This window comes from Mastigocoleus testarum BC008 (assembly GCF_001456025.1).
GTDB lineage: Bacteria > Cyanobacteriota > Cyanobacteriia > Cyanobacteriales > Nostocaceae > Mastigocoleus > Mastigocoleus testarum.
Genome location: NZ_LMTZ01000016.1, coordinates 1 through 23,787, shown reverse-complemented (window position 1 = coordinate 23,787; position 23,787 = coordinate 1). Strand labels below are relative to the sequence as shown.

The window sequence follows — 23,787 nt, the reverse complement described above, 5'->3', positions numbered from 1 at the left end:
CTCACAAAAATCATTATTTTTGCCACTGTTGGAAGCTATTAGTTATATGTGAATTAAAGTCTTTTCATCTGACTGACTATAATTATTTCTTATCCATTTCCCAGGCAGATTTGTCAGAATAAAATATAAAACAAAAGCTATATTAAAAATTTTTCAGTATAAGCAGGTACTATACCCATAAAAACTCCTATTTATTTCTCAGTATAGGTAAGGTAACATTATGAATAAAATACCAATCATGCAAAAATACGAACTATAAAAATACGAAAGGGATAAATTAGTATATTTGTCATCAATTAGTGAAACCTTAAATCATATAATTTGATAATAGTTGTATTGTAAATATTTCCAAATCAAATTTAAGTTATACTATCTACATATTTAGAGGTCTACTGTATTGGAGGGCTGTTAAAATTGCTGTCAATAATAATACATTTAGCCCGCTTATTATCTCAACCAGTTATCTCAAAATTAAAAAAAAAGCTTACTTTTACAAGTTAAATAAACTTCAAGTTTACATAATCTTCCTTAATTGGTATGAAAAAGAAATAATGAATTTAAATTCATCTATAAAAGTGACTCAAGATAATTTTGATACAAATACTTCAAAGAACAAAAAATCAATTACAGGACTCTCAAAAATAGAATCATCAGCCCCAGGAAACCCTAAACCAGAGGATAATATCCCAGAACAAGCACTGACAGAACAAATAGCAGAAACAGAAACAGAAAAACTAACGAATACTTCAGATATTGCTGATTCCTCTTCTCAACTTGAAAAACAAAAAGCCTTAGCCAGAGTTATTTCTCGTATTCGAGAATCTTTGGATTTAGAATCTATTTTCAAAACTACCGTTACTGAAGTACGACAACTTTTAAATGCGGATCGCGTTGGAGTGTTTAGATTTTATCCAGGTAAAGATTGGGAAGGAGAATTTATTTATGAGAATGTAGGAGCAAAATGGAAATCAGGAACGGGAGAAAAGGTTTCCGATCGCTGTTTTAGTCTTCGATATGCCGAACTGTATAAGCAGGGAAGAGTCAATGCAATTGCTGACATTTATCAAGGTGATTACAAGCAATGTTATATTGACGTCTTAGAAAAGTTTCAGATCCGTGCCAACGTTGTGGCACCCTTACTCAAAGGAGATCAACTCTGGGGGTTATTGTGCATTCACCAATGTCGCGCCCCTCGTAACTGGCAAGAATCTGAAATTGAATTTGTTAGCTTAATTGCAGAGCATTTAGGTGTTGCCTTGCAACATATTGAATTATTCAGACATGCAAGACTTCATGTAGATTTACAAAAAGCATTAAATGGAGTAATTTCCCGGATTCGTAAGTCTTTAGACTTAGATAATATTTTTAAAATCACAGTTACCGAAGTTCGTCAACTGCTTAAAACAGACCGAGTTGGAGTATTTCGCTTCGAACCAAGCTTGGACTGGGAAGGAGAATTTATTTATGAGGATGTAAGATCGCAGTGGTGTTCGGCATTGTCTATCAAGTTACGGGATACCTGCTTTGCTGCCGAATTTGCAGGACTGTATCGAGAAGGTCGAATTAGAGCAATATCTGATATATATGAAGCCGGAGTTGATAATTGCCACATTCAAATTCTGGAAAGATTCCAAGTACGTGCTAATGTAGTCGCACCTTTGATGAAGGGTGATGATTTATGGGGTTTGCTGTGCATTCATAATTGCAGTAGTCCTAGAGACTGGGAAGACTTTGAAATTGAATTTGTGCAACAAATCGCCGAACATTTGGGTGTTGCATTACAACAAGCAGATTACCTCGAACAAGTAAAAGCTCAATCGGCACAATTAGCACAAGCAATAGAGCGAGAAAGAACGGCAAGATGGCAGAAGAATATAGCTATCACTGTTGAAAAAATTCGTCAGTCTCTCGATCTGGAAACCATTTTCCGGACGACCACTTCTGAACTCAGACAGCTGCTTAATGTCGATCGCGTAGCTATCTATCGTTTCAATGCTGATTGGAGTGGTGAATTTGTATCTGAATCAGTAGCTGATGATTGGAATTGTTTAATACAGGAACAATCACAACTCTCGGAATTACTTGCCGATATTAGCGAATGCAGCGTCAAAATATTTGCTAAGCCCCCGATGGTAGATACTTATTTACAAGATACCGCAGGGGGAAGTTTTGCAAAAGGCGAACTATTCCGTATTTGTAATGACATTTATAAGGCTGGTTTTAAAGAGTGTTACATCAAAAGCTTAGAATTATTTCAAGCCAGGGCTTACATTATTGTTGCGATTTATCACAGTCAAAAGCTTTGGGGATTGCTTGCAGTTTATCAAAATTCCGGACCCCGCGAATGGCACTCTGAAGAAGTCTACTTCCTAAACCAAGTTAGTACTCAGTTAGGTGTAGCTTTACAACAAGCAGAATATTTACAACAATTAAAGCACCAAGCAGCAGAACTATCAAAAGCAGCCGAACGGCAAAGAGCGCTAAAAACAACCGTAGAGAAAATTCGGCAGACCCTTGATATTGACACCATTTTTAAAGCTACCACCAAAGAAGTACGTCAATTATTAGATGTAGAGCGAGTAGCAATCTATCGCTTTTACCTTGATGGTAGTGGTGAATTTGTCGCAGATTCCATTGTTGATGGTTGGATGCCTGCAACTAAACCACAACCAGTAACCGAACGTTTATTGTTACAAACTACAAAAGCTGGTAAATATCCACGTAATGAAGTATTTGTCCCAATTTCCCAAGGTGAAAAGCTTTGGGGATTATTAGTTGCTTACCAAAATTCCCAACCCCGTTACTGGCAAGATGAAGAACTTAGTTTACTTGCGCAAGTAGGCGTACAATTGGGGGTAGCATTACAGCAAGCAGAAGCATTAATACAAGTACAAGAACAAGCAGAACAACTAGCTCAAGCAGCAGAAAGAGAACGTAAAGCCGCACAGCGAGAACGAGCACTAGCAACAACGGTAGAAAAAATCCGCCAAACCCTTGATATAAATACCATTTTTGCCAATAGTACTCAAGAGAGCCAAAGACTTTTAGAAGTAGATAGAGTTGCAATTTATCGCTTCTACCCCGATTGGAGTGGGGAATTTGTTGCCGAATCAGTAGCTCCTGCTTGGAAGCCAGTACGGGAAATTATACCTGTAATTGCTGATCGCTTTTTGCAAGATAATCAGGGAGGCGAATATGCTAAGGGTAAGATTCTGGTTGTCAATGACATTTACAGCACAAATTATTCTGTTTGCCATATTAGTTTAATCGAGCAGATGCAGGCAAGAGCATATATGGTGGTACCGATTTTCCAAGGTGAAAAACTTTGGGGATTGCTCGGAGCATATCAAAATACTGGACCCCGTGATTGGCAACAAGATGAAATAGACTTATTGCGTCAAGTTTCCACACAGTTAGGAGTCGGTATCCAGCAAGCAGAATTACTTGAGCAGACCCAACAGCAAAAAGAAGAACTCAGCCAAACTATTAAAGAGTTACAGCGTGCTCAAACTCAGTTAATTCATAGTGAAAAAATGGCAGGTTTAGGTCAGTTAGTTGCTGGGGTCGCCCATGAGATTAATAACCCAATTAATTTTATTCACGGAAACATCGCCCATATAGATAATTATGTGTGCGACTTGCTCAATTTGCTCAACCTTTATCGAAGTGCTTATCCTCATCCAGAATCACATATTCAAGAGCAAGCATCTGCAATTGATTTGAATCATCTGATCGAAGACCTACCCAAAATTACTGACTCAATGAAAATAGGTACGGGGCGGATTTTCTCTTTGGTGCAGTCCTTACGTACTTTTTCACGATTGGATGAAGAAGGAATGAAAGCCTTTAACATTCATGATGGTATTGACAGCACCTTATTGATTTTGCAACATCGGCTCAAACCCAGCCTCAACGCCCCTGAAATTGAGATCTTTAAAGAATATGGCAATTTGCCCTTAGTAGAGTGTAATGGCGCTCAACTAAACCAGGTATTTACGAATATCCTTAGCAATGCTATGGATGCCATAGAAGCAATGTTAGTTGCGACTAATAATCGTAAACCCAAACAACCTAAAATTACTATCCGTACAGAAGTTATAGATGGAGATAGTATGCTAATTCGGATTGTGGATAATGGTTATGGAATTCCAGATGAATTACAATCTCGTATTTTTGAACCATTTTTTACAACAAAGGAAATAGGTAAAGGTACTGGTTTGGGTTTATCCATTAGTTATCAGATTGTTGTTGAAAAACACGGCGGTCAATTTAGATGTTTTTCTGAACCTGATAAAGGTAGTGAATTTTGGATTGTGATTCCTATCAATAGGTCAAATAATAATTCAAATAATTGATAGTAAACTTTGAGCGGTTGGGAATTGGGAATTGGGGATTTTGTGCAAGTTATTTGTGCGTACGCAATCGCTGAAAACTCTCCGTTACCCGTTCCCTGTTCCCTTTTATCTAAAAAAATATTCTAACCAATATGTCCTGCTGTGCGATCAAACAACTCGACCATAGCAGGCGATAAAATTCTTCCCAGAATTTACTTGATTATTTAACCAAGCCCACATTTGATCGCCAAAGGAAAAATGCCACCATTCTCTAGGATTGCGGCAAAATCCTGCTTTTTCCATGATGCTGCACAATAGTTTTCGCTTGGCATGATAGTTTTGTGATTGCGAATCATCACCCAAAGCATAGTAATCAGGGAGTGATCGGTCGGAAAGTTCATCAATGGGCGAACCCATATTAATTATTTGTCCGCATTCATTTACTAAAGTGACATCCACCGCAGCACCTGTGGAATGGGGAGGAGGTGTATTTTTATCAAGACTAGGTATTGCCCAAATTTTGTATACTTCTTCCCATAATGCTTGAACTTGGGTACTTGAAAGTTTGGTTTCTTCCAGTTTTCGTTCTTGCAAAGCTTGCTTGAAACTATAGTTGACCATAAATTCCTGCACCGCTACAGGACGATAAGCATCAAATATCTGAATACGCCATTCTGGAAATAATTGGCAAAGATAGCTTTGTGCGGTTATTAACCTTTCAACAACACTTTTTCTCAAAAAATAGGGGGAATATTCTCCGTAGGGTGCACCTAACTTTATATAAGGATGAGGAGACTCCAATGCAAATTTTTCTAAGGGAATCTCAATCAAAGGTTCGTTAGATTCAACGATAGGAATTTTATGATATGGTCTCATGTGAAGAAAAATAACTCTAACAATCTCTGAGATATTAGTTTTTCTAACTAAGAATACACTTTGATTTAGAGATATACGTATTGCTAAATTTACAAATGGGTTTTTAATTTGGGGACTGGGGATAGCACTGCGTGCCGCCTGCGGCATAGAGCCTACGGCGTCGACAGATCCGCAGGTGACGGCTCCGGATCCGTAGGTAGCGCAGCTATAGGTAGCGCAGCTATAGTCATAGCCTCTGGCGACTTGGTATGGCGCTGCGGTTTTAGGTTAGGACATTTTTTATTCCGTGTTCCCTTCTTAGCACAATATAATGTCCTAACCCATACGCTTACTGGTACTAGCTTACGAGATCGGGGAATACTTCCCGTACTGCTGGATGTACCAAGCGGAAATTACTTACGTTTAAGCCCTTGGCTAATGCACTATTATTATCCAAAGCTTCCATTCCTGAATTCGCTAACTGGATAATATAAGGCAAAGTACTGTTATTTAATGCTTGAGTAGCGGTCCAAGGTACCGCCCCTGGCATATTGGGAACTCCATAGTGTACCACTTCTTCTTCCAGATACGTGGGTTTAGTATGGGATGTTGGGTGTAAAGTTTCGATGCATCCGCCTTGGTCTACAGCAACATCCACAATTACGGAACCAGGACGCATTTTTTGCACCAATTCTCGAGATACTAATATTGGTGCTCTTTTTCCAGGTACTAAAACAGCGCCAATTAGCAAGTCTGTTTCCCTAGCAGCAGCTTCAATGTTGCTCGAATTGCTGTAAATTAGTCCTACCCTAGAACCAAATAAAGTTTCTAAGTAGGAGAGACGCTCAACATTAATGTCAATAATTTCAACGGAAGCACCCATCCCAACGGCAATTTTTGCAGCTTCCGTTCCTACAACACCACCGCCTAAAATTGTTACTTTTCCTTGTTTGACTCCGGGGACTCCACCCAAAAGCACACCTCTACCACCTTGCTGCTTTTCTAGGAATCGCGCCCCAAATTGTACTGATAGGCGACCTGCAATAACACTCATTGGAGCCAGTAAAGGTAACTTATTACTACCCGATTGCTCTACCGTTTCATAGGCGATCGCACTAACTCCACAGTCAATTAAATGTTCGGTTAATTTCCGGTCAGCAGCTAGATGTAAATATGTAAATAATATTTGACCTTTTTGAAGAAATCTATATTCTGGAACCAACGGTTCTTTAACCTTGACAACAAGCTCCCTATTCCATGCTTGTTCTGGGTTCGGGACAATTTTAGCACCAGCATCTACGTAGTCATTGTCCGTGAAACCTGCACCAATACCTGCTGATGATTCAACAAATATGGCATGACCTTTTTCTTTAAGTGCCCTGACACTGGAGGGACTCATCCCAACTCGAAACTCTTGGTCTTTAGTTTCTTTGGGAACACCAATTTCCATATATTTGCCTGCCTCTAAGTTTATTTTTCTTAAGTTTAGTTTGTCACTCTTATCGGGATAATTACCGTATTCAAAATAGCCAATAAGATAAGTTTTAATGGGTAATTTTTTGATTTTTCGATCCCGTATATAATTATCTTCACAACCAATTTCGAGTTTTCGTGCTTGACGTTCAGGTTTAAATTTTTCAGAATATAAATATTGTTTACTTTTTGTTAAGGCTTCTGGCTGTGCTATGAGAGATACTAGTAGCCAAGAGATTGCAATTTTTCTTAAACTTAATTAATAAATTGAATTAATTAAAAAAATTAAAATTGTCTTTCTTAGCTTGCAAAAAGAATATTGTAGTGGTATCAAAAGGGAGGAAATAATGGTTTCAGATACACAGCCTAGCGTTACACCAAGACTAGAAGAGCCAAAATTTGGTTTTAATGAGTATGCTGAGCGGTTAAATGGCCGTGCAGCAATGATTGGCTTTTTGATTATGATTGCAATTGAGTATTTCACCGACAAAGGTGTTTTAGCTTGGCTTGGTCTTCAGTAAGCTAATACCAAGTGAATTAATATTTGAATCATTCAAGGTAGCCAAGTTAACAAGTCGTTTAGATTGATGACTGTGATGCAGGCAAATATCTAGTTTGTCTGCACTGCAGATCTCTATCTTTATAATGTTGACTTCACCAGTTGTCCGGAGAATTACACTCTAGTGGTGAAGAAAATTTATAATAGTATATAGACTCTCATTAAAAGCACTGTCGGGCGAGTGAGTTATACTCAGTAAGTTTGCACACAAAGTGAACAAAAAAACAAATAAGCTGTGATGAATGCTGTATTACCTCGAGTTTTAAAATCAGCCTACCGAAAAGAACCTCTGATAAGCATATTTATGACTATTGGCATCGTGGATGCTTTAATTGGTGGATTTGATGATAGCTGGTCTTTGTTTGCTTTTGGTTTAGGGGCGTTGGGTGTTGCTCTAACGTTCAAGTTGTGGCGAATGCAACAGCGTCCTCCTGTACCGGAAGAACCTCAAACCCAAGAGTATTATTTACCAGCGCAATCATCAAGCTCTGCTTTACCGATGCTGAGTATTGCGAAGAAAAAACCACCACAGTAAATTAGATATTTGAGAATTAGATATTTGAGAATTAGATATTTAATTTGATATTTGATATTCCAAAGTGGGAATTATAGGTGTATCGTCTTTCTTGTAAAAATCTTGCAGGTAAGGCGAATTTTTTGTTTGTATTTAGCATGATGTTGATATTAAGCAAACACCAATTTTCTCAACTATATGAATCAGTATTACATTAAAGTCTTTCGAAGAATTCAACCTTCAAAACAAAAATTTTTTAAGTATTTATTTGCCAAGTATTTGGGCATTATTAGTTTTATAGGTTGTAGCGGATTATTCTTTTTTGGAGAAGTACTACCTGTAAGTTCGACAAATGTTCCGGCTGAATTATTACTCAAGTTGCGCGGGTTCCCAACCAAGCCTAAATTTGTTGAATCTAACTTAGCTCAGCCTAAATTACTTTACACCTTAAAAGGACATACAGGTACTATAAAATCCTTAGCATTTGGTCCTAAAGGAAAGATGTTAGTTAGTGGTGGAGCAGAAAATGATGGTGTAATCCGCATATGGAATTTGAAAAAAGGTAAACGGATGGGGATAATTCGCAAAGCTCATCAAACTGCAGTATTATCCTTGCTAGTATCACCTGATGGTAACACCCTAGTTAGTTGTAGTAGCGATAATGCTATTAACCTTTGGAGCCTCAAAAATCTGAAATTTACTCGTTCTTTTGTCGGACATACAAGTAATATTCTTTCCCTTGCAGTATCTTCCAACAGCAAAATTCTAGTTAGTGGCGCTTTAGATGGAATTAAAATGTGGGATTTATTACAACAACGTCCCTTGGGAACATTAAGAAGACTTGGTAACTCTACATATACTGTTGCAATTAGTCCAAATAATCAAACCTTAGCTAGTGGTGACGAGCGCGGAGAAATTCAATTATGGGATTTAAAAAGTGGTAAATTAATTCGCACTTTTGTCGCCCATTCTCGCTCGGTTACTTCTGTTGCATTTGCTTCTAGGGAAGGATCCCCTGGTGATGTTGGTACCCTAGTTAGCGCCAGTGGAGATAATCGTACAATTAAAGTGTGGGATACCAAAACTGGTAAATTAATTCATACTTTTCAAGTACACACAAGTAAAATTAATGCGATCGCAATCAATCCTACAGGAAATATAATGGCGAGTGCTCTTCAAGACGGAATTATGTTGTGGAATTTGAAAACAGGTAAATTACTTCACAAACTTCATGGACATTCTGACTGGGTAAGTTCGATAGCTTGGAGTTCTGACGGGAAAATGCTTGCTAGTGGAAGTTTTGATAAAGAAGTAAAAGTTTGGCAATTCCAATAAATAAATTAATTAATTTCAATTATCAATAAGCCCAATTAGTGGCTTAAATCAATTTTATTAATTAATGATATTGAATCAACTAACTTGAATTATTAATGATAAAAACCTACCAAACCCACCGGAGCAAGACTATCAAATCGTTTTCCAACATAATTTAGCCACTGCTTGATGGTACCAATTGCTTCTGTAATCGTATTATCTGCACCAATGTAGTCCTGGTTTTTGATTTCTTCAAATGCTTGATAGGCAATATTATTTGTGATGTAACCAAAAGCAGGGAAATTTTGAACAGACGGTATTGGTAAAGGTAAAGAACCATCAATTAATTTTACCAGTCGAAATTCCTTAACTATCCCCAACTCCTCAAGGGCAAAATCTACTTCTTGTAGCCATTTGTAAGAACAGGGATAAAATGGCGCATTATTCAAAAAGTCCTGCTGAAATACCTCACAATAGAGCTCGATCGCATAAGCATATATTGCCCCATATTTCTGATTTAAAGTTTCTCCTCGTATGATTTCTTCTAAAGCTTCGAGCAAAGAAGGTGCACCATGCTCAATTAGCAGGCTAAATTCCCGATTGTATTTTACTATTCTTTTATGACACCGTTGTTGTACCCATGAAATTAATTTTTGATCGCCAGAACCGTAAATAGAAGCCAGCTCGTCAATATTTATTGCATAAACTATTAAGCCGCAACTCAAATCGAGCATATTCTTTTGTCTTAGATAAATTCACCTTTTACTGATATTAGATAAATTTGGTCATTTCTCATACGGTATTGCATCACAATTAGAGATTGAAATAGATCGTATCAACTTACCTCGATTAATTCGTAAAAGTTTAAACTAAAGTGAATTTTGTCAATACGTCTAATACTAGAAATAAATCTGCGTGATTATCATTATCAGTAAGTTTGTAGAGGATATTTTTATTCACCGAAATCTACAAGTACGGAATAAAATAACCTTACTCTTGACTCGTCACGCGATCCTAACACCTACACAACTGCAGCTTCGTTAACAACTACACCCTGCATCTTATTAAAAGCATCAATTAAGGTGTCCAACTGTTTTGCTGCTTTAACCACTCCCAAACCCCGTACCGTGATTTTCCCAGGAGAATAAACAAAACGGTTCTTAAGAATTGCTGGTAAATTATCCGCTAATAAATTCCAAGCCGGTTCTTCCATGGGTGTTTCTAAGACAATATGCTGTTTCCCATCAGGTTTAATGCGACTAAAACCTAACTTCTTCGCCATTTGTTTTAATTCCATTACCCGGATCAATTGATTTGCAGTTGAAGGAATAGTCCCGTAACGATCTGTCCAAGCTGCAGCTACTTGTTGCAGTTCTTCACGGGTTTTGGCTGTAGCGAGCGCTCTATAGGCGCTCATCTTCTGGTCGATGTCGGTAATATAATCTGAGGGAATAAATGCGGTAAGGCTGAGGTCGATTTGAGTTTCTTCCACTTGGGGAATTTCTTGCCCGCGAATTTCATTGATGGCATTTTCTAACATTTCCATGTATAAATCGAAGCCAATCACATCTAATTTTCCTGACTGTTCCGCACCAAGTAAGTTACCAACTCCGCGAATTTCCATATCTCGCATTGCTAATTGATACCCGGAACCTAACTGAGTAAATTCCTGAATTGCTCGCAGTCGCTTGCGGGCTGCTTCCGATAATTCCCGTTGTTTGGGATAGAATAACCAGGCGTGGGCTTGAATTCCTGCTCGTCCCACCCGTCCGCGCAACTGATACAATTGTGCTAAACCGAAGCGGTGAGCATCTTCAATCAAAATAGTGTTTACTCGCGGAATATCCAAGCCAGATTCAATAATGGTGGTACAAACTAGGATATCTGCTTCCCCATTACTAAATGAAAGCATGGTCGCTTCCAGTTCGCTTTCATTCATTTGACCGTGAGCGATCGCAATTCTCACCCCCGGTAACATTTCCCGAATTCCGGCGGACTTATCTTCAATTCCTTCTACCCGAGGAACGACGTAGAAAACCTGTCCACCCCGGTCAAGTTCTTGACGGATAGCGCTACGCATGGTTTCCCCATTCATCGGTGAGAGATGGGTTTTAATCGGACGTCGGGATGGTGGGGGTGTTGTAATTAAACTCATTTCCCGAATCCCGGACAGGGACATATATAAAGTCCGGGGGATGGGAGTCGCTGAAAGTGTTAATACGTCAACTTGAGTTTTCAGACTTTTGATTTTTTCTTTTTGATTTACCCCAAAACGTTGTTCTTCATCTACCACCAACAATCCCAATTCTCTGAAATTAACGCTTTTACCTAAAAGTTGATGGGTTCCCACAACTACATCTAACTCTCCGGTCGCCAATCGCTTTTGAATCTTGCGGCGTTCTTCAGCGGTACGGAAGCGATTAAGTAAACCAACATTGATCGGATAAGGAGCAAAACGTTCTTTAATTGTATGGTAATGCTGCTGAGTCAAAATAGTAGTTGGCGCTAATAATGCTACTTGCTTACCTGCAGTTACAGCTTTAAAAATTGCCCGAATTGCAACTTCAGTTTTCCCAAAACCAACATCACCGCATACCAACCGATCCATAGGGCGATCGCATTCCATATCCCGCTTCACATCCTGGACAGCTTTTAACTGGTCAGTTGTCGGTTGGTAAGGGAAAGAATCTTCCAATTCCTGTTGCCATGGCATATCCTCAGGGTAAGCAAACCCTTGTCTTTGGCTTCTAGAAGCATAGAGCTTGAGTAAATCCACAGCCAATTTTTTAATTGCTCTGCGGACCTTATTCTTGGTATTTTCCCAAGCTTTGGAGGTCATTTTATGGAGTTGGGGCGGTTTACCATCTTTCTTCCTAAACCGAGACAATGACCCTACTTGGTCTGATGGTACCCGCAAAACACCGTCAGCATACTGTACCACCAAGTAATCCCGAGTTTCATCATTAATGGTTAAACTTTCGAGCTTGAGAAATTTACCGATCCCATGGTTTCTATGGACGACGTAATTACCCGGACGTAACTTATTAACATCAACTTGGTTAGAAGCAGCTTTACGCCGTTTGCGCACGTAGCTCGGAGTTGCTAAAGAATGTTGACCATAAAATTCTCGGTCAGTAATTACCGCAATCCGGAATGTCGGTAAGATAAATCCTTCTAATTCTGCTAAACCCGAATATTTTAAGGCTACAGGGGTGTGACTAATTTGCTGTTTATCAATTGCTTGATAGTCCCGGGGATTGGGAATAAACTGAGCCGGACAATCATGTTCCTGTAACAGCGATACCGAACGGGAAGGCTGTGCTGATATTAACCACACAGCAAATTTGCGATCGCGTTCCTGTCTCACAGTCTCAGCAATTTTGGCAAACTGATGTGGCGTTACTGGTACGGGACGACTAGCAAGATTTAATCCTGCACTTTCAGTTGCTTCTCCAGACTCATCAACAACAGTTTCAGTAATTTCTGATAAATATATTTTCTTAAATTTAACTGTATCTTCTAAGGACTCATCAAAGGAACGATGGATTTTCGGTAAGTTGATTTTGGGCAAATTGATGTTGTTGTTATTGCTTAACGAATCATCACTACTTTCATCTTCGCCATCCAGTTCTGTAAGTTCTCCACCATGTACTAAATACTGCCATTGATCCTCAGCATTTTCCACCCAACGCTCGCTGTGGGCGTGACATTGTTCTGACTCATCAATTGCAATAAAAGTATTTGCTGGCAGATAATCTAGTAATGAAGCTGGTTTTTCATAAGCCAAACCCAACAAACGACGACTACCCTCAAAAATCTCTGCTGCTTCCTCTGTACCAGAATCAGAATCAAGATTCCACTGAGCTTTCAATTCATCGAAATCAGGTCTAGCGGACAAAGCTTCGGTAAACATTGGGACAAAGCTAGTTGGAGTTAAAACCATTTCCTCAATGCGATCAAGAGCAGAACGTTGGGTAGACGGATCGAATTCCCGGATCTGTTCGATTTCATCCCCAAACCATTCCAAACGTACCGGTAACTCAGAAGATACGGGAAATAAATCCACAATATCCCCCCTTCGACTCCACTGACCTTCCATTTCTACCATTGGTACTCGTTCGTAACCCAAAGTAGTCACTTTGCGACTGAAATCACCCAGGTCAAATTCCATTCCCCGCTTCAGAGTTAAACATGATGGTTCAAAAGCTTCCACCGGTGGTAAGTGGGGTTGTAAAGATGCATGAGTCGCCACAACAGCAATCCCAGAAACTTTCCTATCTTCAGTTCCCGATCCTCTGTCGCTAGTCGCCAATCCCCTATCCCCTACCAAATCCGCCAAAACCTGCATTTGTCCCCAAGTCATTTCGATTTCGGGATCGAAGGGTTCGTAAGGAGAAGCTTCTGACGTTGGGTAAAAATGTACCGTTTGCCAACCCATCATCTCAAGTTGTGCCGTCCACCTTCCAGCTTCTTCCAAAGTGGAACAAACCACAAATAAATTATATTTTTGGGCTTGCGCCAATGCTGATGCGACCAAGCCCTTTGGTAAGCGGGGAATTCCATTTAAAAATAATTCTTTTTGTCGCTCTATTCTAGAAAGAAGCTCGCCACTTAAAGACGACCGTCCTAAAGTCCGCACAATGGAAGAAAAAGCCATAAATCCCTAACAAAATATGCCTAACAAAATAATGGAAATATTTATGTTTATGTAGTTTGATATGTAGTTTGAGAACTAGAAGTAAGTTTAGAACTCTTACCTCAATAATTTTAAATGTGTCAAGAGTTTGATAACTCCTACTCTAGAACTAATAGTTCCTAGCTAGTACAATTACCACTGTCTAATCTTTGGTTAAATTAAACATTGTAGAAAAATTATCTATGACCATTAAAATACCACTTTCATCGGAGATCGAATCCAAGGATCGAAATTTAGCAGCAAAAAACAGATTTTCTTTAGTTGCACTCAAGAATAACTTTAATACCTGGGATTATAAAAATTGGAATTCTAAGAATTGGCATTTCAAGATTGGCAACCCAATCACTGGAAAGTTCCCATTCCAATCGTTTTACTTCTGGAGGGAATACAGAATAATAAACTATCATCCCATACTATTAATTTGGTTGGCGGAAATTTTGTTAGCGGTACGTTACATTTTCACACCGAGACACCAGAATAATGGAATCTTTAGCAAAATGGAATATTGAATTTAGTGGTTTAATTTACTGGAAATCCCCAAACTCACACAAATCAAGGAAATACTTCAGCTATGTGTTTATCTACATCAAATATAAAGCACTAATACCTCATTTTTTGCCGATATCCTGATTTAGAGAGAATAACCTGGTTTTCTTTATCCAACCTTAAAATTCGACCAGATTTTTCTCTGTTGAAAGTGTATTTCCCGAACTTAATTGATATTAAATCTGAATATTAACACCCAAACCTACTAAAAAAAATTTGCCGATTTGATCGGCAATATTAGAAATGTCGTCAACCACCGAAATTCTAATTCTTTTCTTACTTATCTTCGTCAACTCAATATTTGTGATGTCAGAGTTGGCAATAGTTTCGGCGCGCAAAGCTCGCTTACAGCAACTCGTCAATCGAGGAAGCAAAAAAGCTCGTATTGCCTTAAAGCTAGCATCTTCCCCGAATCAATTTTTGGCAACAGTCCAGATCGGTATTACCGCATTGGCAATCATTTCTGGTGCTTTTGGAGAGTCAGTTATCTCCAAAAAAATTATTCCAATATTAAATTCAATATTAAAATTTATTCCAGGAATTTCTTCTTATACAGAAGCAATAGCTTCGATTATTGCGGTAATTTTGATTACATATTTTACTTTAGTTCTAGGAGAACTAGTACCAAAGCGGCTTGCTTTAAACCATCCTGAAGCTATTGCTAATATTATTGCAATTCCTATGGAAATGTTAGCAAAGTTTACTTTGCCAGTGGTTTGTATTTTAAGTGTTTCTACTGATACTGTATTACGTTTTTTAGGTGTGAGACCTGCAACTGGACCACAAGTTACAGAAGAGGAAATCAAAGTTTTAATTGAACAAGGAACCGAAGAAGGAACCTTTGAAGAAGCAGAGCAAGATATGGTGGAACGAGTATTCCGCTTAGGTGATATTCCTGTGGTTGCAATGATGACACCCAGACCTGATATTGAGTGGTTAGACCTAGGAGACGATATTAGTAAAAACCGGCACAAAATAATTGATAATGGTTATTCTCGATATCCAGTATGCCAAGAAGAACTTGATAACGTCCTAGGAATTATTCCTGTTACGGACTTATTAGCGCGAAGTTTGTGTGGGGAATCAATAGATTTGACCATAGGGTTGAGGCAAGCATTATTTGTGCCGGAAAATACCAGTGGTTTAAAGGTTTTAGAACTATTTAAACAAACAGGTACCCATATGGCGCTGGTAGTTGATGAATATGGTGTTATCCAAGGATTGGTCACCCTCAATGATGTCATGACTGAAATAGTGGGTGATGTTCCAGCTTTTGATGATGAAGAACCGCAAGCAGTACAAAGGGAAGATGGTACTTGGCTATTAGATGGAATGCTATCAATAGATGATTTTTGCGAGCTATTTGACGTTAGAGAATTTTCTTCAGAAGATCGAGGAAATTATCAAACTTTAGGTGGTTTTGTGATGACCCAGCTCGGTCGAATTCCCATAGCCGCTGATAATTTTGAATGGCAAGGAATGAGATTTGAAGTAATGGATATGGACGGTAACCGGGTTGATAAGGTTTTGCTGGAACCAAAAAGCGATATACCTCCAGAGAACGAAGAAAATTAAATCAATGGATACAGTATAAAGAACAACTATTACCAATTACCAATTACCAATTACCAATTACCAATTACCAATTAACCATTAACCATTACTCCTTACCCACTAACGCCTACTCTTTAGGTGTAAAAAATGTCACAAGAGTATGGGATGAACGGACAAAACCCTTAATATTTTTCCAAAAACTAATTTTTTGTATATTCCCTTGGGAAAATATTGCTAATTGAGTAAACCACTTAGCAAGATGTTGCGATTGCTCTAGCATGTGCTGAGCTGTTTTATTAGCTATATTTAAATTTCTCTCTGCTTTACCAGAATTTTGTGCTTGACTTTCAGCTGTTTGAGTTATGTTACCAACTAATTTACCTACTTGTGTATTGATGCTAACAATATAATCAAGTTTTTGCTCCGTGGTTTGCAGCGATTTTGTCCAGTTTGTCAAATGCTTGGTTTCAGTTTCCATTGTCTCAATTATTTCATTCGTTTTTGCGATTGCAGAATTAAGTAATGGTTGAGTTTCTGATGTAATTTCGAATAACTGCTCTCTGAGCATATGTACTTTTTTTGTGTTAAGGGTTACAGAGTCTTCAAAGCAATTTTCTAAGTAGCTTTCCGCGATCGCTACATTTATACTTTGATTCTTCATCCCCTTGGCTAGGTTATCAGTCAGATGATCGATAAAGTTTGAAAGCTTTTGACAATGCTGGTTAAATTCCTTAACTCTTATCCCACCGTCAGCGACTGCTTCTTGAAGGACGTAAATATTTTCTAAGGTAGATTTTATATTTCCCAGTCCTTCTTGCAGCAAGTGTTCATTTCTTTGTATTTGTCGTTCCGTAAGTTTTCCGGTAGTTGTAATAGTTTTAGCTGCATCTAGCATCTCTTTAATTTCCTTCAAGCTAGTAGCAAGAGAATTTGAGAGATTTAAAGCTTGGGCGGAAAAATCTTTAAAACTAGTTTGGTTATCCTGAAGGATTTCCACAAGTACTTGTCTTAACTCTTCTTGTTGAGCGACTGAAATAGTTTGTTGTCGTTCACTAGTTTGTTGATTCTGTCTGACAAATTTGGAAGTCTCAAGGGTTTGGACTCTATGAGTTGCTAGAAGTTTGGAGTTGTCAAGATTTTTAGAAGTTTCAAGAGCTTTAGCGTTATCTAATGCAAAACCTACCTGCATTGCGATCTGGGAAAACCACCTAACTTCATGATTTTGCCAGTGGCGTGGTTGAGAACATTGATGAGCAACCAGCAGACCTAGTAATTTACCTTCATTAAGAATTGGTGCAACTAAATTTGCCTTGACTTCCAGCTTTTTAAGTTGCTCGATGTAACAACTTGTAAGATTTGCTGTGTAGATATTATCAGTCGCTCTTACTCTGCCATTTTGATACTTTTCAATGTAACTAGTTTCAAAGCAAGGGTCTGTAATTATCATTCCCAAAGCTTTGGTGAAACGAGGAGCGACTGATTCAGCAATTACTGCTCCCTGTGATTTCTTATCCAATCCATAAACTACTACTCTGTCACACCCAACTATTCGCCGTGCTTCCTTGACACTGGTTTTGAGAATATCTTCTCGATTGAGGGATTGACGAATAGATCGAACAGTATCAGTAAAGTATTGGGTCCATTCAGTTTCTTTGTCTGCTCGCAGGCGAAGATCGGTTGTTTCTGTTAATAGTTTGGCATTATCAAGGGCAAAACCTACCTGCATAGCAATCTGAGAAAACCATCTAATCTCATGCTGTTGCCAATCACGAGGTTGAGAACATTGATGAGCAACCAGCAGACCTAGTAATTTGCCTTCGTTAAGAATTGGTGCAACTAAATTTGCTTTTACCCCTAACTTTTCAAGTTGTCTGATATAACAAGGGGTGAGATTTGCTTCGTGTATGTTGTTGGTTGCCCGAACCCTACCATTTTGGTACTTTTCAATGTACTTGGCTTCAAAACAAGGGTCTTTGATTGTCGTTCCCAAAGCTTTAGTAAAACGAGGAGCAACTGATTCGGCAATAATCATTCCCTCAGATTCTGTTTTGAGACCGTAAACCACCACGCGTTCGCAATCGATTACTCGCCGCACTTCTTTAACACTGGTTTGGAGAATATCATCTCGGTTGAGAGATTGGCGAATAAGTCTCACAGTATCTGTAAAGTATTGCGTCCACTTGGTTTCCGTATCTGCTTGCACGAGGAGACTTGCAGCTTCTGCTAAAACTTTAGCATTATCAAGGGCAAAGCCTAACTGCATGGCAATTTGGGAAAACCATCTGATTTCATAATCTTGCCAATCGCGGGGTTGGGAACATTGGTGAGCAACAAATAGACCCAATATTTTACCCTCATTGATAATTGGCGCAACTAAATTTGCCTTTACTCCCAGCTTTTCAAGTTGCTGAATATAACAACTAGTAAGATTTGCTTCGTAGATATTATTTGTTGCCTTGACCCTGCCATTTTCATACTTTTCGATGTACTTGGCTTCAAAGCAAGGATCTTTAATCTTCATCCCCAAGGTTTTTATCGAACCAGGAGCAACTGATTCGGCAGTTATTACCCCCTGAGATTCCTGATTGAGTCCGTAAAGTACCACTCGATCGCAGTTCATAACCCGTCGTACTTCTTTGACACTGGTTTTGAGGATATCTTCTTGGTTGAGAGAAGTACGAATCAATCGAACTGTATTAGTAAAGTGCTGCGTCCATTCATTTTCTAAATCTGCTTGTCGGCGAAGGTCAGCAGCTTCTGCTAAAACTTTAGCATTATCAAGGGCAAAACCTACTTGCATTGCAATCTGGGAAAACCACCTGATTTCATGCTGCTCCCACTCACGGGGTTGGGAACATTGATGAGCAACCAACAAACCCAGTAATTTACCTTCATTTATAATGGGTGCAACTAAATTCGCTTTTGCCCCTAGTTTCTCTAGCTGCTCGATATAACAAGTAGTAAGATTTGCTTTGTAAATATTATTTGTTGCTTTGACCCTGCCATTTTGATATTTTTCGATGTATTTCGCTTCAAAACAAGGATCTTTGATGACTGTTCCCAAAGCTTTAAAGAAACCAGGAGCAACCGACTCAGAAATTATAACCCCTTCAGATTCTGGATTAAGTCCGTACACTAAGACCCTTTCGCAGACAAGTAGTCGCCGTACTTCTTCAGTCGCAGTTTCCAGAATATCTTCTTTGGTCAGAGAAGTACGAATTAACCTGACAGTATTAGTAAAATAGTCCGTCCATTCAGCTTCCGTATTCGATTGTTGGCGCAGACTTGCAGATTCTGCCAAAACTGTAGCGTTATCGAGGGCAAAACCTACTTGCATTGCGATCTGGGAAAACCACCTGATTTCATAATTTTTCCAATCGCGCGGTTGAAAACATTGATGAGCAACTAATAAACCGAGTAATTTGCCTTCATTAATGACGGGTGCAACCAAATTCGCCTTGACTGCCAGCTTTTCCAGTTGTTCGATATAACAAGAAGTTAGATTTGCTTCGTAGATATTATTTGTTGCTTTAACCCTACCATTTTGATACTTTTCGATATACCTAGCTTCAAAGCAAGGGTCTTTAATAGTCATTCCTATAGTTTTCACCAACCCAGGAATAACTGATTCAGAAATTATTATTCCCTCAGATTCTGCATTGAGCCCATATACCACGACCCGATCGCACTCTAATACTCTCTGAATTTGCTCGGTGGCATTTTCAAGAATATCTTCTTTTTTCAGGGAAGTACGGATTAGTTTAACAGTGTCGGAAAAATAATGCGTCCATTCAGTTTCTGTATCTGACTGTTGACGCATATTTGCAGCTTCTAGCAGAAGTTTGGCATTATCAAGGGCGAAACCTACTTGCATTGCGATTTGGGAAAAGCATCTGATTTCGTGTTCTTGCCAATTACGCGGTTGAGAACACTGATGGGCGACAAATAAACCCAGTATTTTACCTTCGTTGATGATTGGTGCAACCAGATTTGCTTTGACTTCTAACTTCTCTAGTTGCTCAATATAACAACTTGTGAGATTTGCTTTGTAGATGTTGTTGGTTGCCTTAACCCTACCATTTTGGTACTTTTCGATGTACTTCGCTTCAAAGCAAGGATCTTTAATTGTTCGTCCCAAGGCTTCCAAGAAACCAGGAGCAACTGACTCAGCAATTATCAATCCCTCTGATTCTGAACGCAGTCCATAAACTACTACCCGATCACACCCAAATACTCGTCGAACTTCTTCCGTCGCAGTTTCAAGAATATCTTCTTGCCTGAGAGACGTACGAATTAGTCGGACAGTATTAGTAAAATGCTGCGTCCATTCGGCTTCTATATTTGTTTGTTGGCGGAGATTGGCAGCTTCCACTAAAACCTTAGCATTATCAAGGGCAAATCCTATTTGCATGGCAATTTGGGAAAACCACCTAATTTCATGTTCTTGCCAATTACGCGGTTGAGAACACTGGTGAGCTACAAATAAACCTAATAGTTTACCTTCGTTGATAATTGGCGCGACCAAATTCGCCTTTACCTCTAATTTTTCCAGTTGCTCGATATAACAACTTGTGAGATTTGCTTTGTAGATGTTGTTGGTTGCCTTAACCCTACCGTTTTGGTATTTTTCAATGTACTTAGCTTCAAAGCAGGGGTCTTTGATGGTTATTCCCAAAGCTTCTACAAATCCAGGAGCAACTGACTCAGCAATTATTATTCCTTCCGATTCTGCACTAAGTCCATAAACTACTACCCGTTCGCATGCAAGTAATCGTCGGACTTCTTCAGTTGCAGTTTCCAGAATATCTTCTTGCCTAAGAGATGTACGAATCAACCTGACAGTACTAGTAAAATGCTGTGTCCATTCGGCTTCCGTATCTGTTTGCTGGCGAAGATTTGTTGCCTCTACCAAAAGTTTAGCGTTATCAAGGGCGAATCCTACTTGCATCGCAATCTGGGAAAACCACTTAACCTCATGTTCTTGCCAATACCGTGGTTGAGAACATTGATGGGCGACCAACAAACCTAATAAATTACCTTCGTTAATAATTGGTGCAACTAGATTTGCTTTAACATCCAACTTTTCAAGTTGTTCTATGTAACAATCTGTGAGGTTCGCTTCATAAATATTGTCAATTGCTTTAACCCGTCCATTTTGATACTTCTCGATGTATCTCGTTTCAAAACAGGGGTCTTTAATAGTTCTTCCTAAAACGTCTATAAATCCAGGAGCTACTGATTCAGCAATTATGACTCCCTCAGAGTCCTGGTTAAGTCCATAAACTACGACCCGCTCGCATCCAAGCAGTCTCCGTACCTCTTCAGTCGCAGTTTCGAGAATATCTTCTTGCTTGAGAGATCTGCGAATACACCGGACAACCTCAGTAAAGTATTGCGTCCATTCCAGATCAAGGCTTTGTTTTTGTCCGCTGCTCAGTACTTGTGGTGATTTTTCAAAATTAGATTTAAGAATATGCGTAGACTCGATGTCAGATAAGTCATGATCCGGGTAAGAGAAGTCTTGCCCACTACCAGGTATACCAGGATAATTGTTTGTCATTTGTTTGTAAGTAATTATAATGTTATGAAAAAATTAATACACTCTTATGTTTAAAATTAAACACTTCAGTGTTTTAGAACTTTTTATTTTTGAACTTTGTATTTTTGAGCTTGGTATACATTAACTACTAAATTTGCTCTGAGTAAATCACTAGGTAAAATAGCTTAAAACCCTACATAACACTTATTTTTGACATCACTAAACAGTTTATATTTCAACTAATTTACTAAGCCTGAAAAATATAATTGTATTACAAAACAAAAACATAAAATTATCTTTTGATAAGTTATATATCAAAATTTGGCTAGTTAAGAAAAATTCGGCTAGTTAAGATATTACACGATTGATAGAGAAACAATGATATACAAATAATTTTGCGACAAATTAAAAATGATTAAATTGTTTAATATTGATAGACCATGTAACAAAAAAAACTTGATAATTACTACGACTGTTTACTGACTATAGTCTTGATGTGTATTGAAAAAAGTCTTGAGAGTTTGAAATATTTTTCTGACTAAATGTATATTTTATTATTTTTAATTTTTTGTTGATTTATTGAATAAATTGATCGATGTGAATAAGGAATATTGAATTATTGCCTGTGATAGTTTACATATAAAATCCCAATCATAACTATCAACTAACCCGGCTATCAATTTTTAAAGCCTGCTATTACAGAAATCGTATGGGTAAAACCTGTTGCAAAAAATAGATTGATTTTAACTTATTTATTAAATTCCAATAGCTATTTAATAAATTTCAATAGCCCAAATTCTTGACGAATATCCAAAAGTGAACGCTCTAACCATGGTTGATAATCGAAGAATGGATAGTAATTGCGGAATTTACGAGTTTTAAGCCATATTACAACTATTTCTGGCAAAAGTCGGGGTAGAACAAAAAGAATTGAACCGTACAGCCACAAAATACCATGCTGTTTGACCATATCTCGATACATCAAATCAACTGCTGGATGTTGGCGGTGCTTTAAATATTCGCAGAAATTGAAGTCACTAGTCCAAAAAGTTAAAGGTAATAACTTCAGTTCATCATACATATTTGTATCGCAGCCCAAAATAACATGGGAAACATCATGAGCTAACAATATTTTGGCAAAATCTGATGGCATTGTATCAGGTTGAGTAACCTTAGGATTTACGGTGTAATACTCTTTGAGTCCTTCCTTTAGTGTTTGAGTACTATTTTTATCGGTATATTGAGGACGTATGTGCTTCCTCGTAGCTTCATATTTAAACATAATTATATCCAAAGGAAATATTTACGATACATTGTCGTATCGTAATTTGATAGTAACATTTATGAGCGACAGATCTAAAAAATTACCGGGACGTCCCCGCAGTCTGAAGTCACACCAAGCAATTTTGCAATCAACCTTAAAATTACTTGCAGAGGTAGGGTACGAGCGCATGAGTATTGATGCGATCGCCAATTGTGCTGGTGTCGGTAAAACTACAATCTATAGACGCTATAAATCGAAAGCAGAACTGGTTGGCGATGCGATTGAAAGTTTAAGGGAAGAAGTCGTCATACCTAACACTGGTAGTATTTGGAGCGATATCGATGCCTTAATTGCTAGTGCAGCACAAATAACCCTCAATCCTTTAGGAAGGCAAACAGTTGCAATGGTTGTAGGTACAGCTTCAACGAACCCCGAATTTGCTCAAATTTATTCCACAAAATATCTACAGCCACGAAAAGAAGCTTTCGCTGTTGTAATCGAACGAGCAAAAGCTAGAAATGAAATACAAATTGACGTAGATCCCAATCTTATTTTTGATGCAATGAGCGCAATGATGTTCTATGCACTAATTTTTCCACCTAACAATCAATCTTGGGAAAGCTATGTTCGTCAGGTTTTACAAGCCATTCTGAAAAATGAAGCTTGAGCAAATAAGTTAATATTTTGGTACTTGGTAGCTAGTTTGAAAGTATTATTCAACACTGTTACTCTTTGACTGTAAATTTACTAACTTTAAAAGTTACTGCAGAACCAAAATTATCAATTCTCAATCAATAGACAAATAATTGTGGTTCTTGTCAGCTTTTGGTGATCCGAGAGCGAAGATTCTTACTTGCAAGTTAAACAAAAAGTACATCACAACATAGAGCATATAAGTACATTACTAGTACTTAAAACATAACTTATGAGCTACAGAAATCAATTTATATGGCAGCGAGCAGTCCAACTTGCCATTAACTGCTACAAATTCACACACCTATTTCCTCAATCCGAATTGTATGGATTGACCAATCAAATACGGCGCTCATCTGTGTCTGTTGCATCTAATATTGCAGATTATATGGAATATAAACAAAGAACAACAACAGCAGCATAAAACAGTTGCTGCTTTTGCGTTT

Annotated in this window: 13 protein-coding genes and 1 pseudogene; 8 read left to right on the top strand and 6 right to left on the bottom strand. The window is 38.3% G+C overall.

From position 1 onward, the window contains the following. Window positions 1-551: 551 nt before the first annotated feature. On the top strand, window positions 552-4,355 hold the full coding sequence (locus tag BC008_RS04425) for a GAF domain-containing protein (protein WP_082650480.1): 3,804 nt from the start codon (window positions 552-554) through the stop codon (window positions 4,353-4,355). 147 nt (window positions 4,356-4,502) lie between these two features. Here the strand turns inward: BC008_RS04425 and BC008_RS04420 are convergent, their stop codons facing one another. Together BC008_RS04420 and ald are read right to left on the bottom strand one after the other, a co-directional pair. Next, window positions 4,503-5,210 carry a M15 family metallopeptidase gene (locus BC008_RS04420; RefSeq protein WP_027843021.1) on the bottom strand — a complete coding sequence of 236 codons (708 nt, stop codon included), beginning with the start codon at window positions 5,208-5,210 and terminating at the stop codon, window positions 4,503-4,505. Window positions 5,211-5,547: 337 nt separating this feature from the next. Further along, window positions 5,548-6,639 (bottom strand): alanine dehydrogenase, encoded by a 1,092-nt coding sequence (gene ald, locus BC008_RS04415; RefSeq protein ID WP_027843020.1) that lies wholly within the window; start codon window positions 6,637-6,639, stop codon window positions 5,548-5,550. A 370-nt stretch (window positions 6,640-7,009) separates the two neighbouring features. On the opposite strand from ald, the gene BC008_RS50305 reads away from it, so the two are divergent. The 3 genes from BC008_RS50305 (at window position 7,010) to BC008_RS04405 (ending at window position 9,070) form a co-directional block, all read left to right on the top strand. Beyond that, window positions 7,010-7,183, top strand: coding sequence for a chlorophyll a/b-binding protein (locus tag BC008_RS50305; RefSeq protein ID WP_027843019.1), 174 nt, complete (start codon window positions 7,010-7,012; stop codon window positions 7,181-7,183). 276 nt (window positions 7,184-7,459) lie between these two features. Then, window positions 7,460-7,756 carry a hypothetical protein gene (locus BC008_RS04410; protein WP_027843018.1) on the top strand — a complete coding sequence of 99 codons (297 nt, stop codon included), beginning with the start codon at window positions 7,460-7,462 and terminating at the stop codon, window positions 7,754-7,756. A 177-nt stretch (window positions 7,757-7,933) separates the two neighbouring features. Beyond that, a complete protein-coding gene (locus BC008_RS04405; protein ID WP_082650479.1) occupies window positions 7,934-9,070 on the top strand; it encodes a WD40 repeat domain-containing protein in 1,137 nt (378 codons plus the stop codon). A gap of 92 nt (window positions 9,071-9,162) precedes the next feature. On the opposite strand, the gene BC008_RS04400 is transcribed toward BC008_RS04405, so the two are convergent. After that, window positions 9,163-9,783, bottom strand: coding sequence for a DUF7691 family protein (locus BC008_RS04400; RefSeq protein WP_027843016.1), 621 nt, complete (start codon window positions 9,781-9,783; stop codon window positions 9,163-9,165). Window positions 9,784-10,070: 287 nt separating this feature from the next. Next, window positions 10,071-13,706, bottom strand: coding sequence for a transcription-repair coupling factor (mfd, locus tag BC008_RS04395; RefSeq protein ID WP_027843015.1), 3,636 nt, complete (start codon window positions 13,704-13,706; stop codon window positions 10,071-10,073). 355 nt (window positions 13,707-14,061) lie between these two features. Between mfd and BC008_RS49245 the strand changes: the two genes are divergently transcribed. Both BC008_RS49245 and BC008_RS04385 read left to right on the top strand, forming a co-directional pair. Next, window positions 14,062-14,226: a hypothetical protein gene (locus BC008_RS49245; protein WP_161938069.1), complete on the top strand. Its 165-nt coding sequence runs from the start codon at window positions 14,062-14,064 to the stop codon at window positions 14,224-14,226. A gap of 308 nt (window positions 14,227-14,534) precedes the next feature. Further along, window positions 14,535-15,866, top strand: a complete 1,332-nt coding sequence (locus BC008_RS04385; RefSeq protein ID WP_027843013.1) for a hemolysin family protein — start codon at window positions 14,535-14,537, stop codon at window positions 15,864-15,866. Between the two features lie 106 nt (window positions 15,867-15,972). Here BC008_RS04385 and BC008_RS04380 read toward each other — a convergent pair whose 3' ends face one another. After that, window positions 15,973-21,405, bottom strand: coding sequence for a GAF domain-containing protein (locus BC008_RS04380; RefSeq protein WP_058183205.1), 5,433 nt, complete (start codon window positions 21,403-21,405; stop codon window positions 15,973-15,975). Between the two features lie 748 nt (window positions 21,406-22,153). After that, a complete protein-coding gene (locus BC008_RS04375; RefSeq protein ID WP_036268891.1) occupies window positions 22,154-22,666 on the bottom strand; it encodes a hypothetical protein in 513 nt (170 codons plus the stop codon). Window positions 22,667-22,727: 61 nt separating this feature from the next. Here BC008_RS04375 and BC008_RS04370 point away from each other — a divergent pair, with 61 nt between their 5' ends. Beyond that, window positions 22,728-23,315 carry a TetR/AcrR family transcriptional regulator gene (locus BC008_RS04370; protein ID WP_027846788.1) on the top strand — a complete coding sequence of 196 codons (588 nt, stop codon included), beginning with the start codon at window positions 22,728-22,730 and terminating at the stop codon, window positions 23,313-23,315. Window positions 23,316-23,573: 258 nt separating this feature from the next. Continuing rightward, a pseudogene (locus BC008_RS46075) lies at window positions 23,574-23,726 on the top strand (four helix bundle protein); the annotation flags it as partial. Window positions 23,727-23,787: the final 61 nt, after the last annotated feature.